Here is a 17,031-nt window from a genome sequence, read left to right on the forward strand (position 1 = left end):
ACAAAGCGATGCAGGCTTCGCGGCAGCATGTCGCGGGCCTAACTGCCGGAAGGGCGGGCTTCGATAACCACGAAGGCCTGTGCGAGAGGGTAGTCGTCGGTGATGGTCAGGTGAACGACGGGTTCGTGACCTTCCGGCAGAAGATCGGCAAGACGTTTGGCAGCGCCGCCCGATAACTCTATCGTCGGCTTGCCACCCGGCAAGTTCACCACGCCCATTTCCCGCCAGTTGACGCCCATCGAAAGCCCGGTGCCAAGTGCCTTCGAGCAGGCCTCTTTGGCGGCGAAGCGCTTGGCGTAGGAGGCTGCACGCTCCTTCCTGCGTTCGGAACGGGCTTGCTCCACCTCGGTGAAGCAACGCTGGATGAACCTGTCGCCGAAGCGTTCGAGCGTCTTCTCGATCCGACGGATGTCGATCAGGTCGCTGCCGATGCCGACAATCACAAGGGCGCTCCTGCCGTGGAACGCGCACTCGCCCGCGCTTCAGCCTTTTCGGCGAGCACGCGCTTGCGGCGCCTTTGAAAGGCGCGAACGCTGTAGAAGGTCAGCCCATAGAAGAAGACGCCCGATACGAAAGCCGGTGGGATGCTGCCGATGAGCATGGGTTTAAGAATCGGCTGCCAGAGATGGGTCCAGTCGATACGGCTCAGCAGATCGCCGAGATTGATCGAGACATGCTCGACCTCCTGCTTGCCGCGATCGAGGATGATGTGACCGAGCTTGAATGTGGACGCCCAGATGAAGGGAAAGGTCAGCGGATTGCCGAACGCCGTGCCGATGCCAGCGGCGATCATGTTGCCGGCGAAAACATAGGCGAGCGCGAAGGACAGCACGAAGTGGAAGCCGATCAGCGGTGTCCAGGACGCGATAACGCCTGCTGCGACACCGGCTGCAATGGCGTGCGGCGTCGCGTTCAGCCGAAGCACGCGCTTGCCGAGATAGCGCATGGAGCGGGCGAAGGACTTCTGCGGCCATACGAACAGGCGCAACCGTTCCAAAAGGCTGAGCTTCTTGCGTCTACGAAAGAGCATGTGGCGTCTTGAAGTCCCTATGCATGGCTTCTTGCACCAATGCCATGCCGCTGTCCGACCTCGCGGCAGCTGCTTCCTGAAAGGAAGCGCGCACCGCTACTCATACACGCGCGCAGCAGTCGAAACGCACGCGGTGTCCTTAAGCTGCATCAAAAGCTGATTCAACTGCTTGAGATCCCAGACCTCGATATCCATGAGAAGCTCGGTGATGTCGGACGCGACCCTGACGGTGGACAATGTCCGAATGTTGGCATCGCGGCCGGCGATTACCTCGGCCATCTCCGCCAGCGAACCTGGCTCGTTCAGTGCATTGACGAGAATGCGGACCGGAAACCGGACTTTTCGCACCTCGTCGATGTCCCAGCGGATATCGATCCAGCGCTCTGGCTGGTCGTCGAACCGGGTCAGCATGGGCGACTGGATCGGGAAGATCGTGATTTCCTTGTCGTCGTTCATGATGCCGACGATTCGATCGCCCGGGACGGCCCCGGCCGGTGCGAACACCACGCGGGCATTCTGGTCGACGCCGCGGATCGGGAGCGGCTCGTTGGTCCCCTCGCCTTCCCCACCCGATGCCGACGGGCCGTTGGCCGAGGCACCGTTGAGGCGGCGCGCACCGGGGACACGGAAGATGACGCCTGCGGCGCTGCGCAGGTTGAACCAGCCTTCATCCGCTGCCGCCTTGGTGATGGCGGTACGATCTTCGATGTGTTCCGGATAAATGGCCTTCAGGACGTCCTGCGACGACAATTCTCCACGACCGACGGCGGCAATCGCGTCCTCGACATCCTTGTGGCCGACGCGGTGGACCACAGGTTTGAAGAGCTCGCGGGTGAACTGCTTGTTGGCCCGAGCGAAATTGCGCTCGATGATGCGGAAGCCGAGGCCGGCATATTGCTTGCGCACGGCAGCACGGGTCGCCCGGCGGATGGCCGCGCGGGCCTTGCCCGTGACCACGATCTCTTCCCAGGCCGGCGGTGGCACCTGAACGCCGGACCGGATGATCTCGACCTCGTCGCCGTTGTTCAGGCGGGTGACGAGCGGCATGATACGCCCGTTGATCTTGCAGCCGACGCAGGTATCGCCGACATCGGTGTGGACGGCATAGGCGAAATCGATCGGCGTCGCGCCGCGCGGCAGCGCGATCAGGCGCCCCTTCGGCGTGAAGCAGAAGACCTGGTCCTGGAAAAGCTCGAGCTTGGTGTGTTCGAGGAATTCTTCCGGATTGTCGCCTTCGGACAGTTGCTCGATCGTGTGGCGGAGCCAGGAATAGGCGCGGCTGTCGCGTGTCAGAAGATCGCCACCGCCCTTCAGATTGTCCTTGTAGAGTGCGTGCGCCGCAACGCCGTATTCGGCGATCTCATGCATGCGGTAGGTGCGGATCTGCAGTTCGATGCGCTGGCGCGATGGCCCGACGATCGTCGTGTGAATGGAGCGATAGTCGTTCTGCTTCGGCGTGGAGATATAATCCTTGAACCGTCCGGGCACGACCGACCAGCGGGTATGGACGACGCCGAGCGCCTGGTAACAGGAGGCAATGTCGTCGACCAGGATGCGGAAGCCATAGATGTCCGACAGCTGCTCGAAAGAGAGCGACTTCGACTGCATCTTTCGGAACACCGAATAGGGCTTCTTCTGCCGGCCGGTGACCGTCGCCTTCAACTGGTTGTTCGTGAACAGCGCGGTGAAGTCCTGCTCGATGGTGCGGATCAGGTCGCGGTTCTTCGCAGAAAGCTCCGACAGGCGCTTGGTGACGGTGTCGTGGGCTTCCGGATTGATGTGGCGGAACGCAAGCTCCTCCAGCTCGTCGCGCATGTCCTGCATACCCATGCGGCCGGCAAGCGGCGCATAGATATCCATCGTTTCCTCGGCGATGCGTGCGCGCTTTTCAGGCGGCACATGGTCGAGGGTGCGCATGTTGTGGAGGCGGTCTGCCAGCTTGACGAGAAGAACGCGGACGTCGTCGGAAATGGCCAGCAGCAGCTTGCGCAGGTTTTCGGCCTGCTTGGCGCGCTTGGAGACGAGATCGAGTTTCTTGATCTTCGTCAGGCCTTCGACCAGCGCGCCGATATCCTCGCCGAAAAGGCCATCGATTTCGTCACGCGTGGCAGTCGTATCCTCGATCGTGTCGTGAAGCAGCGCCACGGCGATGGTCGATTCGTCGAGCCGCATATCGGTAAGGATCGCGGCGACTTCGAGAGGATGGGAGATGTAGGGATCGCCGCTTGCCCGCTTCTGCTTGCCATGCTTCTGCATCGCGTAAACATAAGCCTTGTTGAGCAAGGCCTCGTTGACGTCAGGCTTGTAGCGTTGCACGCGCTCGACGAGCTCGTACTGGCGCATCATCTTGGGTGCGTGCTCCGGTTAAACGATAGACGCCGGCGTAAAGAGAGATTTCCCCTCTTCCACCGGCGCCAATCCATCATGAAGAAATGGGGACGGCAAACCGTCCGCGCAAATCAATAGTCGTCGTTTTTCTCCGGCGGCACAAGGCCTTCGATGCCGGCGAGCAGTTCTTCTTCCGACATCTGGTCGAAGTTGATCTTGTCTTCCTCGTCTTCGGCGGAAGCGGCATCGACGGTCTCGCCAAGGCCGGCCTCCGGCGCGACGGTCGACTGTGCGGAATGATCGGGTTCCGGCTCGTCGACTTCGACGTGCTTCTGCAGCGAGTGGATGAGATCTTCCTTCAGGTCCCCGGGCGACAGGGTCTCGTCGGCGATTTCACGGAGCGCAACGACGGGATTCTTATCGTTGTCACGATCGATCGTGATGGGAGCGCCTTGCGAGATCAGCCGAGCGCGATGGCTGGCGAGAAGAACGAGTTCGAAGCGATTGTCGACCTTGTCGATGCAATCCTCGACTGTGACACGGGCCATTGCCTGTCCTTTGCGAACATGAAATTTGCGGGATTGGGCTTTCCATACCTTCTGGGCTGTATTAATTCAAGGGAGTTATGGCTCCTGGCGTAGCGCCGGGGTCGGTCGCGTCGTTTTCAGTGCCGATCTCGTTTATTTTGCCGCTGCGCTGATCATTCGTTCATTCGTTTCGAAAGCGCATGCCCATGTTCGACCCCCGCGAGAAGATCGCCCTCTTCATCGACGGCGCCAATCTCTACGCAGCGTCACGCAGTCTCGGCTTCGACATCGACTACAAGAAGCTTCTCGTCGCTTTCCAGAAGCGTGGATATCTGCTGCGCGCCTATTACTACACGGCGCTGGTGGAAGATCAGGAATATTCGTCGATCCGTCCCTTGATCGACTGGCTCGACTACAATGGCTACAAGGTGGTGACCAAGCCGGCCAAGGAATTTACCGACGCGTCCGGGCGCCGCAAGATCAAGGGCAACATGGACATCGAGCTTGCCATCGATGCCATGGAGCAGGCCGATACGGTCGATCATTTCGTCATCTTCTCGGGCGACGGCGACTTCACGTCGCTGGTCGATGCGCTCCAGCGGCGCGGCCGCAAGGTGTCGGTCGTTTCCACGCTCGCAAGCCAGCCGCCGATGATCGCCGACGATCTGCGCCGCCATGCCGATCATTTCATCGACCTCGTCTCGCTGAAAGCCGAGATTGGCCGTGCGCCGTCGGAGCGGCCCGTCCGTCTAGTCGAACCCGTCCATGACGAGGACGACGACCATTGAGTGCTGCCGAAGGCGGCCTCGCCTTTCCGATCGACCCACCGCGCGATTGCCCACGTTGCCCTCGCCTGCGCTCCTTTATTCTTGAGCAGAGAACGGTTCATTCCGACTGGTTCAACGCACCGGTGCCGACATTCTATCCGCCGGAGGGACCATCCGCCGTCGAGCTTCTGATCGTTGGCCTTGCACCGGGGCTTCGAGGGGCCAACAGGACCGGGCGCCCCTTCACCGGCGACTATGCCGGCGATCTTCTCTATGCGACGCTGAATGAATTCGGCTTCTCGACCGGAGAATTCCAGGCGCGGCCCGATGATGGGCTCACTCTGGTGCGGACCGCGATCACCAACTCCGTCCGCTGCGTTCCGCCGGAAAACAAGCCGGTGGGCGCGGAGATCGCCACGTGCCGACCGTTCCTCGCCGCAAGCCTCGCCGACATGCCGGCGCTACGCGTGATCGTGACGCTCGGCAAAATCGCGCATGATTCAACTGTGCGGACCCTCGGCGCGCGTGTTGCCGATCATCCCTTCGGCCATGGTGCTTGCAGCCAGATCGGCAAGGTCGACCTGCTCGCGAGCTACCACTGCTCGCGATACAACACCAATACCGGGCGTTTGACGGAGTCGATGTTCAAGGACGTCTTTCGTTCCGCCCATGATCGCTTGCGGCAGCAAGACAGGGCAATTTCAACGATCATTGCCGGCTGCACCGTTTGCCCCTGAAATTCCAGGGGCGATTTTCGTTATGAGACGGAATCTGGCGGCAGGATTAAGAGGCGATTAATCAGCACAAGCTGTGCGTGCATGCATTCTGCAACTAATGCGCGCCGCATCGCGTCCCCTTAGCAGCGTGAATGTCCACGCGGCAAGCGGAGGTATTCTGATGATCAAACCATCACGAACTGCATTCTTCGTTCCCGCCATGACGGCGGTTCTTCTGGCTTCTTCCGGTCCTCTCTCAGCACAGGGCCTCGGCGTCGGGGTCGGCGCTTCCATCGGCGGTGACAATGGTATTGGCGCTGGTGTCGGCGCTTCCATCGGCGGCGACAACGGCATTGGAGCCGGCGTCGGTGCATCGGTCGGCGACGACAACGGTGTGGACGCCGGTGCTGGCGCATCCGTTGGCGGCGAAGGTGGTGTCGGCGCGGGCGCCGGAGCTTCGGTTGGCGGCGGTGACGGGATCGGCGCAGGTGCCGGAGCTTCCGTTGGCGGAAGTGACGGTATCGGCGCAGGTGCCGGCGCCTCGATCGGCGGCGGCGACGGTATCGGCGCAGGCGCCGGTGCCTCGATCGGCGGCGGCGACGGTATCGGCGCCGGCGCCGGTGCCTCGATCGGTGGCGGCAACGGCGTCGACGCTGGCGTGGGCGCCTCGATTGGCGGCGGCGGCGGGATCAATGCCGGCGGCGGCGTTTCCATTGGCGGCAATGACGGCATCGACGCCGGCGTGGATGTCGGCATCGGTGGGCCGGGTGCGCCCGGAACTCCTGGAACGCCAGGTACACCCGGCACCCCTGGCACGCCAGGCACCCCTGGAACACCCGGTACGCCGGGCAGCCCTGGCGTTCCGGGCACGCCGGAAATGCAGGGCATGATCGACCGCTGGAACAACATGTCCGCGAGCGACCGGCAGAAGGTGCTCCTGACCTGCCGGCAAGTGCTTTCGCCGCGGGAAGCATATTCCCCGGACCTGGACGCGCTGTGCAACCTGGTGCAACAGGCTGGCCTGCAGTGATCGCACGATAAGTGCCTGGGTGTCGCGGATCGAGCCGCGGCACCCCCAGATTTCGCAAGCTACGGCACAGCAAATGGTGTAACGATATGCTTGTTACATTCCCTCGAGATTTTCCCGTCATGGAAACTGCGCTCGTGGAGATAGGTCCGCGGGACCATGGGCTGCACGACAGCTACGTAGCGTTCATCACGCAGGTTTCCGGCGAGCAACAGTTCAGGCCCTGGGCCGATCGCGGCGGGTGGGGCGACGACTACACGGCCTTCGCGCTCATGGAAAACGACGAGATCATCGCCACCGTCGGGCGCATGTCGATGCGCTTTGTGGTCGATGGCGCGATTTCCGCGGGTTACCAGCTTGGTGCCATCGCAACCCGGCCGGATCGGCGCAACCAAGGTCATATGCGCCGGCTTATAGAGCATATTCTGGCGCTCCCGCCGCTCGACAACCGCACGACGCTGATCTTCGCCGTCTCCGACACCGCCGCCATCTACCCGAGATTTGGTTTCGAGAGGATCACCGAGTGGCAGTTCCAGCTGCCGGTATCGGCCTTTCCCTCGCTTGTCTCAGCAGTCGATCTCGACATAGGCTCGGCCGATGACCGGGCGCTGCTCAGAAGCGCATGCCGCGAGGCGATCGAACTCAGCGAAGACTTCAGCGCGGTCGACTACTACCCGATCCTGCTTTGGCATCTCAGCCACCGCGCGCTCACGGCAAAACGTCTGATCGACGCCGAAGCCATCGTGATCGTGCAGCAGACAGGAGCAAACCTGCACATTTGCGACATCGTCACGCCCCGCAAAATCACCATCATGGACCACATTCCGATGCTGGCGAGCGGGCCGATCAAAACGGTGAGCTTCGGCTTCAACCCGCAGGGCTGGCTGACCATCGAGGATTCAGAAAAGCTTGAACGGTCGGAGACGGACGAAGCAGCCGGAATACTGTTTTCGCTCGGCCGACCATCGCCCAAGGGCAGGATCGGCCGGCTACCGGAACTGGCCCGGATCTAGATTACGGCTTAGCCGTGGTCGCGCAGCAGCCTGGATTTCTGGCGCTGCCAGTCGCGCTGCTTCTGGGTTTCTCGCTTGTCGTGCAGCTTCTTGCCGCGGGCGAGCGCCAGTTCCAGCTTCGCGCGGCCCTGCTCATTGAAATAGACCTTCAGCGGCACAAGCGTCATGCCTTCCCGGTTCACCGAGGCGAACAGGCGATCGACTTCCTTCTTGTGCAGTAGCAGTTTTCGACGCCGCCTGGTCTCATGGTTGAAGCGGTTGGCCTGCAGATATTCCGGCAGGTAGGAGTTGATGAGCCACAGCTCACCGCCCTCCTCCGTGGCGTAGGATTCAGCGATGTTCGCCTTGCCTTCGCGCAGCGACTTCACCTCAGTGCCCGTCAGCACGAGCCCCGCTTCGAACGTATCGACGATTTCGTAGTTGAAACGCGCCTTGCGATTCTCCGCAACGATCTTGCGCGCCGGCGTACCCGGCTTAGCCATGTTCAGTCCCGATCAGTTTGTAAGCCCGGCGTGACGCAGAGCTTCATCCAGACGCTCCGCCGTCGAGGCCTCGACCGGCACGAGCGGCTTGCGCTGGATATTCTTCATGCGGCCGAGCTTCGACAACGCATATTTGGCACCCGCCGGGTTCGGTTCAATGAACAGAGCCCGATGGAGCGGCATCAGCCGATCCTGCAACCCAAGCGCCTTGCGGAAATCGCCCTGAAGCATTGCCGACTGGAAATCCGCGCAAAGGCGCGGCGCGACATTGGCCGTTACCGAAATGCAGCCGACGCCACCATGGGCATTGAAGCCGAGCGCCGTCGCATCTTCACCGGACAGCTGGATGAATTCCGATCCGCAGGCGGCGCGCTGCTCGGAGACGCGATCCACCTTCGCCGTCGCGTCCTTGACGCCGGCGATATGCGGAAACTCCGCGTGAAGCCGCGCCATCGTCTCCGGCAGCATGTCGATGATGGAGCGGCCCGGAATGTTGTAGATGAAGATCGGCAGCGTCACGGCGCGCGCGATCGCGGCATAGTGTTCGTAAAGACCGCGCTGGTTCGGCTTATTGTAATAGGGAGTGACGACGAGGATCCCATCGGCACCGGCCTGTTCGGCGTGTTTGGCGAAATCGACGGCCTCGTGGGTGGAGTTGGACCCTGCCCCCGCCATGACCGGCACGCGCCCGGCAGCCACTTCGATGCAGAGTTCGATGACCCGCTTGTGCTCCTCATGCGACAGCGTCGGCGACTCACCCGTGGTGCCGACCGGGACCAGGCCTGTCGAGCCCTCCTCGATCTGCCATTCGACATGAGCGCGAAAAGCCTTCTCGTCGATGGCCCCATCGTCGTCGAACGGCGTCACAAGCGCTGGAATGGATCCCTTGAACATTACGGCTCCCGGAGGCGGGCCGAAAGCATCCCATGCTTTGGCCATATTGTGCTATGCATTCTCACGAAGCGGTTGGTGCCGCCGGATCGAAGCGGCGCACCATAGTCGCGTGCGGAATGCGCCGCAAGCACGGCAAAGCCCGATTTCAGCTCCGAGGCGCCCTGTTCTCAGAGGGTTTTCGATACAATTTAAGCGTGAGACCTAACCATTGATTAACCGTTGCTTCACCGATGCCATGGCACGATCATTCAAACCCGGAAAAATGTGGTCCTGTGTGGCCACATGACGGGCAATCAGTTCCGAGTTCATCGTTAGAGACGCACCTGATCATGCCGAACAAGACGCCTATTCTCCTGGTCGCAACGCTCGTGGCTCTATCCTCGACGGCAGCGCAAGCGCAGTTCGTGCCGCCGAGCACGGTTCCAATGCCCGTGTTCCGACCTGACATGGCCACCGTCGCCACCGGGTATCAGGCAGTTCCGGCTCCTTCGGCAGGCGATATTACCGGTGCGATCCTGCGGCCGACGAGCCCGGCAGAAACATCAGGCACTGCGAGCGCAGCCTTGAAGCGCGGCCTCGACGCGATCGGCCGCGACGTGACGGTGTCCCGCTCGGTGCGCGACAGCATGCCGGCAGGCAGCCTCGACCGGCAGATCCTCACCTGGGCCATCGCGCTTTCCGGCGCCAAGGGCGTTCCCTCGCGCGAGATCGCGGCGGCTGCCAGCGAGCTTCAGGGCTGGCCGGGTCTCGACGCGCTGCGTGGCCATTCCGAGCGCGCCCTTCACGAAGAGAACCCGCATCCGGACCAGGTCATCGCCGCCTTTGCCAATAGCGATCCGACGACGCCGGAGGGCGTGATCGTGCTTGCCCGCGCGCTGAAGCAGAAGGGTGATCTTGGCCGTGCCAAAGCGCTCGTTTCTCGGGCGTGGCAAAACGACACGATGAACACCAACCAGGAAAACCTCTTCCTGCGCGAGTTCGACAGCATCCTCACCGTCGCCGATCACAAGCGCCGCATGGACATGCTGCTTTATCGCGACCGCGTTTCCCAGGCCGAGCGCTTCGCGTCGAAGGGCGAAGCGAACTCGCTCTTCCGCGCACGGGCTGCCATCGCCCAGCGTGCACCGAACGCAGGTGCATTGCTTAACGCGGTCGACAGATCCTGGCACCGCGATCCGAGCTATCTACATGCGCGCATCCGCTATCTGCGCCAGCAGGACAAATATACAGAAGCCGCTGAACTGCTGCTGAGCGCCCCGCGCGATAAGGCCGCAATCATCGAACCCGATGCCTGGTGGAATGAGCAGCGCATCGTCGCACGCGGCGTCATGGATGCCGGCAATTCAAGCCTCGCCTACCGCATCGTCAGCAACCATCTGGCCGAAGGCGCGGTCGACCGCGTCGATGCGGAGTTCCATGCGGGCTGGTACGCGCTGCGGGCGCTGAATAACCCGTCTGCCGCGCACACGCACTTCCAGCGGATCCGCGAGATCTCCAACCGTCCGCTATCCACGTCGCGTGCCTATTACTGGCTTGGTCGCACGGCTGAGGCAGGCGGACCCGGCAACGCGCGCGAATATTACGCCGCGGCCGCACAACACCAGACAACGTTTTATGGCCAGCTTGCCGCCGCAAAGATCGGCCGCAACGCGCTGAGCGTCGCGTACCCCTCTCCCACCCAGGCTGAACGTGACCGCTTCGCCAGCCGGCAGGCAGCGACTGCCATTCGCCGTTTGCAGAATGCGGGCCATGAGAGCCGTGCGAACCTTCTCTATCGAGCCCTTGCCGACCAGATCGACAGCCCCGGCGAACTGGCACTGCTCGCTCATATGGCCGAATCGCGTGGCGACCACACGACCGCGCTGCGCGTCGGCAAGGCCGCGTTCTATCGCGGCGTCGATGTGGCCGCACTCGCCTTCCCGATCGGCGTGATTCCGCCGAGCGCGAACATTTCGAGCTCAGGCAAGGCGCTCGCCTATTCGATCGCGCGCCAGGAGAGCGAGTTCAACAAGGCCGCCGTCTCGCCCGCGGATGCCCGCGGATTGCTCCAGCTTCTGCCCGGAACGGCAAAAGGCGTGGCGGCCCGCCATGGCCTGTCCTACGCACCGGCGCGTCTCACCGAAGACGCCGGCTACAACGCAACGCTCGGCGCCCACTATCTCGGCGAACAGATCGCCGACTTCGGCGGCTCCTACATCCTCACTTTCATCGGCTACAATGCCGGTCCGAGCCGCGTGCCCCAGTGGATCGCGCGTTACGGCGATCCGCGTGGCAAGTCGATCGAAGAGGTCGTCGACTGGATCGAGCGCATCCCGTTCCCGGAAACGCGCAACTACGTGCAGCGCGTCATGGAGAACTACCAGGTCTACAAGACGCGGCTCGGTGCACAAACCGACATCGTCCATGATCTGCGCTTCGGGCGCACGTGAGCCAAACGATCAAAGGCAACGCAACCTCGGCTGCCGTCCCAGACGGCTTCAAGTCCGTCGCGATCACCGCGGCGGATGGGTTGCGCCTGCACGCGCGCGATTACGGTGGGCCAGCCGGCAGCGGACACTTGCCGATCGTCTGCCTTCCGGGTCTCACCCGTAACGCCCGCGATTTCCATCAATTTGCGACGTTGTTCAGCAATGGCTCGATGGCGCCTGCGATCGAGCCTCGCCGCGTCATCTGCCTCGACTATCGCGGGCGTGGCGAGTCGGATCGCGATAGGAATGCCGACAATTATTCGCTCACAGTCGAGACAGACGACGTTCAGGCCGCGCTGGCCGCACTCGACGTCCCACGGGCCATCTTCTTCGGCACGTCACGCGGTGCGCTGATCATCCACCTGCTGGCCGCAACACGGCCCACGATGATTGCGGCCTCCATTCTCAATGATGCCGGGCCTGTGATCGAAGGCGCGGGGCTTGCGCAAATCCGCGGCTACCTGACCCGCCTTCCCCAACCGAAAGATTGGGAGCAGGCGGTCGATATCCTGAAGCAAGCGCACGAAAAGGCTTTTCCGGCGCTTGGACCAGGCGACTGGCGGGAGATGGCCGAAGCCATCTATGTCGAACGCAAAGGCAAGATCGTTTCCGACTTCGATCAGGCGATCGTCAAGCAGCTCAATGCGATCGACTTCAACACGCAGCTTCCGACGCTGTGGCCGCAATTCGATGCGCTGGCGCATGTGCCGGTCATGACGATCCGCGGCGAGAACTCTCAGCTTTTGTCGCAGACGACCGTGACGGAGATGGAGAAGCGGCACCCGGGGATGGAAACCCTGGTCGTCGCCGGGCAAGGCCATGCCCCCCTGCCCCATAGTGCAGGCATTCCCGCCGCAATTGCGCAATTCCTGGCGCGCGCCTCCCTCTAAGCCCGCATAGCGTCTTTCAAGCGTTCGCGCCCTCGCGGCCTGACGTCCGATTCAGCTGAACCAAAGCGTGAGCGTTACGATCAGTGCCGCGATGACCAGTACTGGCCAGAACCACTTTCTCAACGATGCTCTCCCCCCAACTGCCTGAGATCATCAAATTAAAAAGGCCCGGCATTGCTGCCGGGCCTTTCCATCAAACCGGTAGGAACCGATTAGAACGTGCGCTGGAAGCGGATCGTGCCGCCGATTTCGTCGGCATCGCCTACGACAGCGAAGTCGTCAGCGTAGTAAACTTCGGTCGTGACGTCGAAGCCGCGAGCAACGTTGAATACGAGGTTACCAACAGCACCGAAGGTTTCCTGCTCATCGTAGGAAAGCTGCGTGTTGAAGGTGATGCGCTCGGTGACCGGAGCGGACAGACCGCCCCAAACAGCCCAGTCGCCGTTCCAGTTGGCGAAGCGGTTGCCAGCTTCGTTCGTGGAGTAGCCACCCATTACGAAGGCCGAGAAGCCGCCGAACGAACCGTCGAGGCGAGCCTTGATTGCGCCTTCGTCTTCGTTCTCGTCGTAGCCGCCGACAACCGACAGAGCGAATGCGCCAGCTTCGTACTTAGCACCAGCGACGACGTCCGGGATGTAGCCCAGGCCCGTGGAGATGTCGTCTTCGATCGAGACCATTGCCGAGAAGCCGTTGCCGGCGTCATAGGTGTAGCTGATCAGCTGAGCGTCGAACGGGCCGAAACCAACGATACCATCGTTGATGACCGAGCCAGCGTAATCCGTCCACTGCGTGAACATGGATTCGCTCTTGCCCATGGTCAGACCGCCGAGCGAGATCGTTGCGAACGGAAGGCGTGCAACAGCCGTTGCGCCGAGGTTGCCATCGAAAGCAGCAGCGTTGTTACGGTACGTGCTGTTGTCGATCTGGAACTGCATTTCCGTGTAGGTCGTCAGCGGGCCCCACTCGGTGTCCGTTGCCGAACGGAGGTAGAGGTAAGCGCGCGAGCGCTTTGCCCAGCCTTCTTCGTCCGTGACAGCGTTCGTCAGGCCGTTGTCGCCGAAGCCGTAGTCGAGGCGGATACGACCGCCGACCGAAAGGCAGGTCTCGGTGCCGGGGATGTAGAAGTAACCAGTGCCGAAAGCGTCGCAGACGCGGACGTATTCCAGGGGCTCAGGCTCAGCAGCGATGATCGCGTCAGCAGCCTGGGCGCCAGAAACTGCGAACAGAGCCGCAGCGGAGCCGAGAAGAAGGCTCTTAATGTTCATTTTCTGACCTCCAGTCAAAAGTTTCAAACGGGTCTGGGTATTTTGCTGAAGGACAGCTTTCCCTGCCCCATCCCCAACAAGAGAAGTTGGACTTGCTGTCCGCGCTTCCGAGATTGAAAATACGCGGCGGCGCATTTGAAGCAATCGGCATTTCCGCTTTTGGGCATGAATGTGGCCCCTATGGAATGGCCTTGTTGCACAAAAGCCACGATTTCGCCGCGGGCCCATCGACCCCTTAAAAGATGATTAATGAAAAAAGGGAAATTGGAACGGTCTGCAACCGCGTGAGGGGCCGACAAGGGCCCTGAACGGCCGAGAATCGCGGGGCGTTGCGCCCCACGATTCGTATGCGAGTCGATTATTCGACGGTGACCGACTTGGCCAAATTGCGCGGCTGGTCGACATCCGTGCCCATGAATACGGCGGTGTGATAGGCGAGCAGCTGGATCGGTGCGGAGTAGACGATCGGAGCTGCGATCTCCGGAACCTTCGGCACGATAAGCGTCGCCATCGTCTCCATGTCTGCCGCGGCCGCACCTTCGGCGTCGGTGATCAGAATGATACGCCCGCCGCGCGCCGCGACTTCCTGCATGTTGGAAACGGTCTTGGCGAACACGGCATCATAGGGAGCGATGACGATAACAGGCATCTTCTCGTCGATCAGCGCGATTGGTCCGTGCTTCAGCTCGCCGGCTGCATAACCCTCGGCATGAATATAGGAGATTTCCTTGAGCTTCAGGGCTCCTTCCATGGCGAGCGGAAAGGAGGTGCCGCGGCCGAGATAGAGCACATGCTTATAATGGGACAGTTCCTGCGCCAGCTTCTCGATCTGGGGCTGAATTTCATTCAACGCTTTGGTCATGAGCCCGGGAATCTCGACCAAAGCCTGACAGAGCTCGGCTTCGCGCGCGTCATCAATCGTGCCGCGTTGCCGGCCGGCGATGATGGAGAGCGAGGCGAGAACGGTAAGCTGCGCCGTGAACGCCTTGGTTGATGCGACGCCGACCTCGATGCCCGCAAGCGTCGGAAAGATTGCATTGGCTTCGCGGGCGATTGTGGATTCTTGCACATTGACCACGGCGCCGATCGGCAGCCCATTATCCTTGCAGTAGCGCAGTGAGGCGAGCGTGTCGGCGGTTTCGCCGGACTGGGAAATGAACATCGCCGCGTCGCGCGGGCCGAGCGGCATTTCGCGGTACCGGAATTCCGACGCAATATCGATTTCCACCGGCAGGCGAGCATAACGCTCAAACCAGTATTTGCCGACTACGCCGGCATAATACGCGGTGCCGCAGGCCGACATGGTAAGGCGATCGATGGCCGAAAAGTCGATCGAGCCATCGATCGGCTTGCTCTTCAGCTCGGCAAAATCGATGTAGCGGCTCATCGTCCGGCTGATCGCTTCCGGCTGCTCGTAGATTTCCTTTTCCATGAAGTGGCGGTGATTGCCGCGATCGACCGCACTCGCCATGACCTGCGACCGGGTTTCCATACGCGTGACAGTCGCGCCGCTCCGATCGTAGATGGTGGCGGTATCAGCGGTCACGACCGCCCAGTCGCCGTCCTCCAGATAGGTGATGCGGTCGGTGAAAGGCGCCAGCGCTACGGAATCGGAGCCCAGGAACATCTCGCCATTGCCGTGACCGATGGCGAGCGGTGGTCCATGGCGGGCCGCCAACAGCATGCCGCCCTCGCCTTCGACCATCACGGCAATCGCATAAGCGCCTTCGAAGCGCTTCACCGCCTCGCGCATGGCCGAGACAGCGTCAGCGCCCTCCACGATCAGCGTCGAAATAAGCGCGGCGACCGTTTCGGTGTCGGTCTCGGAGTGAAAGGTGATGCCCTTGGCACGCAACTCGCTGCGAAGCGCTGCGAAATTCTCGATGATGCCATTGTGCACGACGGCGACGCCGCCCACGAAATGCGGGTGCGCGTTATTTTCGGTCGGCGCGCCATGGGTCGCCCAGCGCGTATGGCCGATGCCGATCGTACCGCCGAGCGGATTGCCGGCCAGCACCTTTTCCAGATTGACGAGCTTGCCTTCGGCACGGCGGCGATCGAGCTTGCCGTCTTCGAGCGTCGCAACCCCGGCGGAATCATAGCCGCGATATTCAAGCCGCTTCAGCGCATCGACCATGCGCGGCGCCACGCTCTCGGTGCCGATGATTCCAATGATTCCGCACATGCTGGCTGTCCCCGCTATCTCAATCTTCAAAGGTGCGACCGGAGCCGCTCTTCACTTGCCGGCGGATCGTCCCGCCTTCACTGCTTCGTTGCGGGCACGGATATCGGCTGCCCGGCCCGGCTTTTCGGTCTGGCGTGCGCGCCCTAGAGCCAGCGCATCGGCCGATACGTTTTCGGTGATGACGCTGCCCGATGCGATATAGGCACCGTCTCCGATCGCGACCGGAGCAACCAGCGACGTATTGGAACCAACGAAGACACCGGCGCCGATCGACGTCAGGTGCTTGTTGATGCCGTCGTAATTGCAGGTGATCGTACCGGCGCCGATGTTGGATTTCGCGCCGATCTCGGCGTCGCCGATATAGGTCAGGTGATTGATCTTGGCGCCCTTGCCGACCTTGGCCTTCTTCACTTCGCAGAAATTGCCGACCTTGGCCTTTTCGGAAAGGTCCGCGCCCGGCCGCAACCGCGCAAATGGACCGATTTCGCAATCGGCGGCAACCGTCGCGCCTTCCAGGTGGGAGAATGCGCGGATGACGCTGCCCGCCCCGATCGTGACACCGGGCCCGAAGACGACGTTCGGCTCCAGGAATGCATCGGGTTCGATCGCGGTATCATAGGCGAGGAACACCGTTTCGGGCGCCTGCATCGTCACGCCGGACAGCATCAGTTCGCGGCGTCGGCGGCGCTGCCAGGCAGCTTCAAGCTCGGCCAGTTCGACACGGGTGTTGGCACCCATGAGGTCTTCGGCGGGTGCCTCGACAACATTCACGCGCGCGCCATCGGCAACGGCGATCGCAACGATGTCGGTCAGATAATATTCGCGCTTGGCATTGTCGTTGCCGATCCGGTCAAGCCATCCGAGTATCCGGTGGCCCGAGATCGCCATGACGCCGCCATTGCAGAGCGTGATCTTTCGCTCTTCGGGGCTTGCGTCCTTGTGCTCGCGGATGGCGGACACCGTCTCGCCTTCGACGATCAGCCGCCCATAACCGGTCGGATCCGCGGCATGGAAGCCGACGACCGCGATATCGGCGCCTGATGCCAACGCACTCCGGGCACGTTCGATCGTCTCGGTCGAAAGCAGCGGCGTATCGCCGAAGAGCACCAGCACATCATCGAAGCCAAGCGCGATCGTATCGCGGGCGGCAAGCACCGCATGGCCCGTTCCGAGCCGCTCCGTCTGAAGATGTGTCGCCACGTCATGGGTGCTCAGTGCCGCCGAGACCGCTTCGGCGCCCCGGCCGACCACCACCGCGAGGCGATCGACGCCGGCCTGCCTTGCGGCCTCGGCCACATGGCCGACCATCGGAAGACCGGCCACCTCGTGCAGCACCTTCGGCAGGTCGGAGCGCATCCGCGTGCCTTCGCCCGCTGCCAGAACCACCGCCAAGCATGATCTGCCGCTCATAGTCGATCCTTGTCCCTGAAAGCCCCTCG

The 17,031-nt window shown here is 62.1% G+C and carries 15 protein-coding genes; 6 read left to right on the forward strand and 9 right to left on the reverse strand.

Annotation, left to right across the window (positions count from 1 at the left end; genetic code table 11):
* Positions 1–38: 38 nt before the first annotated feature.
* From acpS to rpoZ, 4 genes are all read right to left on the reverse strand, one after another.
* Positions 39–443 (reverse strand): holo-ACP synthase, encoded by a 405-nt coding sequence (gene acpS / locus PU133_RS14680; RefSeq protein WP_404862284.1) that lies wholly within the window; start codon positions 441–443, stop codon positions 39–41.
* On the reverse strand, positions 440–1,030 hold the full coding sequence (locus PU133_RS14685) for a DUF2062 domain-containing protein (RefSeq protein ID WP_404862285.1): 591 nt from the start codon (positions 1,028–1,030) through the stop codon (positions 440–442). Before PU133_RS14685 ends, acpS begins: the two co-directional genes overlap by 4 nt.
* A gap of 96 nt (positions 1,031–1,126) precedes the next feature.
* On the reverse strand, positions 1,127–3,376 hold the full coding sequence (locus PU133_RS14690) for a RelA/SpoT family protein (protein WP_404862286.1): 2,250 nt from the start codon (positions 3,374–3,376) through the stop codon (positions 1,127–1,129).
* Between the two features lie 113 nt (positions 3,377–3,489).
* Positions 3,490–3,906, reverse strand: a complete 417-nt coding sequence (gene rpoZ, locus PU133_RS14695) for a DNA-directed RNA polymerase subunit omega (RefSeq protein ID WP_126010830.1) — start codon at positions 3,904–3,906, stop codon at positions 3,490–3,492.
* A 185-nt stretch (positions 3,907–4,091) separates the two neighbouring features.
* On the opposite strand from rpoZ, the gene PU133_RS14700 reads away from it, so the two are divergent.
* From PU133_RS14700 to PU133_RS14715, 4 genes are all read left to right on the forward strand, one after another.
* A complete protein-coding gene (locus PU133_RS14700) occupies positions 4,092–4,673 on the forward strand; it encodes an NYN domain-containing protein (protein WP_404862287.1) in 582 nt (193 codons plus the stop codon).
* Positions 4,670–5,389 (forward strand): uracil-DNA glycosylase, encoded by a 720-nt coding sequence (locus tag PU133_RS14705; RefSeq protein WP_404862288.1) that lies wholly within the window; start codon positions 4,670–4,672, stop codon positions 5,387–5,389. Before PU133_RS14700 ends, PU133_RS14705 begins: the two co-directional genes overlap by 4 nt.
* 160 nt (positions 5,390–5,549) lie before the next feature.
* Complete coding sequence (locus PU133_RS14710; protein WP_404862289.1) at positions 5,550–6,398, forward strand: hypothetical protein; 849 nt, start codon at positions 5,550–5,552, stop codon at positions 6,396–6,398.
* A gap of 119 nt (positions 6,399–6,517) precedes the next feature.
* Positions 6,518–7,408 (forward strand): GNAT family N-acetyltransferase, encoded by an 891-nt coding sequence (locus PU133_RS14715; protein WP_404862290.1) that lies wholly within the window; start codon positions 6,518–6,520, stop codon positions 7,406–7,408.
* 8 nt (positions 7,409–7,416) lie between these two features.
* On the opposite strand, the gene smpB is transcribed toward PU133_RS14715, so the two are convergent.
* Both smpB and dapA read right to left on the reverse strand, forming a co-directional pair.
* Positions 7,417–7,890: an SsrA-binding protein SmpB gene (smpB, locus tag PU133_RS14720; protein WP_126010834.1), complete on the reverse strand. Its 474-nt coding sequence runs from the start codon at positions 7,888–7,890 to the stop codon at positions 7,417–7,419.
* 12 nt (positions 7,891–7,902) lie between these two features.
* A complete protein-coding gene (gene dapA, locus PU133_RS14725) occupies positions 7,903–8,784 on the reverse strand; it encodes a 4-hydroxy-tetrahydrodipicolinate synthase (protein WP_404862291.1) in 882 nt (293 codons plus the stop codon).
* A 329-nt stretch (positions 8,785–9,113) separates the two neighbouring features.
* On the opposite strand from dapA, the gene PU133_RS14730 reads away from it, so the two are divergent.
* Positions 9,114–11,213, forward strand: a complete 2,100-nt coding sequence (locus PU133_RS14730) for a transglycosylase SLT domain-containing protein (RefSeq protein ID WP_404862292.1) — start codon at positions 9,114–9,116, stop codon at positions 11,211–11,213.
* Entirely contained in the window at positions 11,210–12,142 is a 933-nt protein-coding gene (locus PU133_RS14735) for an alpha/beta fold hydrolase (protein ID WP_404862293.1), read from the forward strand. The genes PU133_RS14730 and PU133_RS14735 overlap by 4 nt, the downstream gene beginning before the upstream one ends.
* 212 nt (positions 12,143–12,354) lie before the next feature.
* Here PU133_RS14735 and PU133_RS14740 read toward each other — a convergent pair whose 3' ends face one another.
* The 3 genes from PU133_RS14740 to glmU all read right to left on the reverse strand — a co-directional run bounded on the left by PU133_RS14740 (position 12,355) and on the right by glmU (position 17,002).
* Complete coding sequence (locus PU133_RS14740) at positions 12,355–13,407, reverse strand: porin (protein WP_126010836.1); 1,053 nt, start codon at positions 13,405–13,407, stop codon at positions 12,355–12,357.
* A gap of 358 nt (positions 13,408–13,765) precedes the next feature.
* The gene (gene glmS / locus PU133_RS14745; protein ID WP_404862294.1) at positions 13,766–15,592 is read right to left on the reverse strand and encodes a glutamine--fructose-6-phosphate transaminase (isomerizing); all 1,827 of its coding nucleotides are present in this window, start codon (positions 15,590–15,592) and stop codon (positions 13,766–13,768) included.
* A 51-nt stretch (positions 15,593–15,643) separates the two neighbouring features.
* Positions 15,644–17,002 carry a bifunctional UDP-N-acetylglucosamine diphosphorylase/glucosamine-1-phosphate N-acetyltransferase GlmU gene (gene glmU, locus PU133_RS14750; protein WP_404862295.1) on the reverse strand — a complete coding sequence of 453 codons (1,359 nt, stop codon included), beginning with the start codon at positions 17,000–17,002 and terminating at the stop codon, positions 15,644–15,646.
* Between the last annotated feature and the right edge of the window lie 29 nt (positions 17,003–17,031).

Source organism: Georhizobium sp. MAB10, assembly GCF_045012825.1.
In the GTDB taxonomy this organism is placed as follows: domain Bacteria; phylum Pseudomonadota; class Alphaproteobacteria; order Rhizobiales; family Rhizobiaceae; genus Georhizobium; species Georhizobium profundi.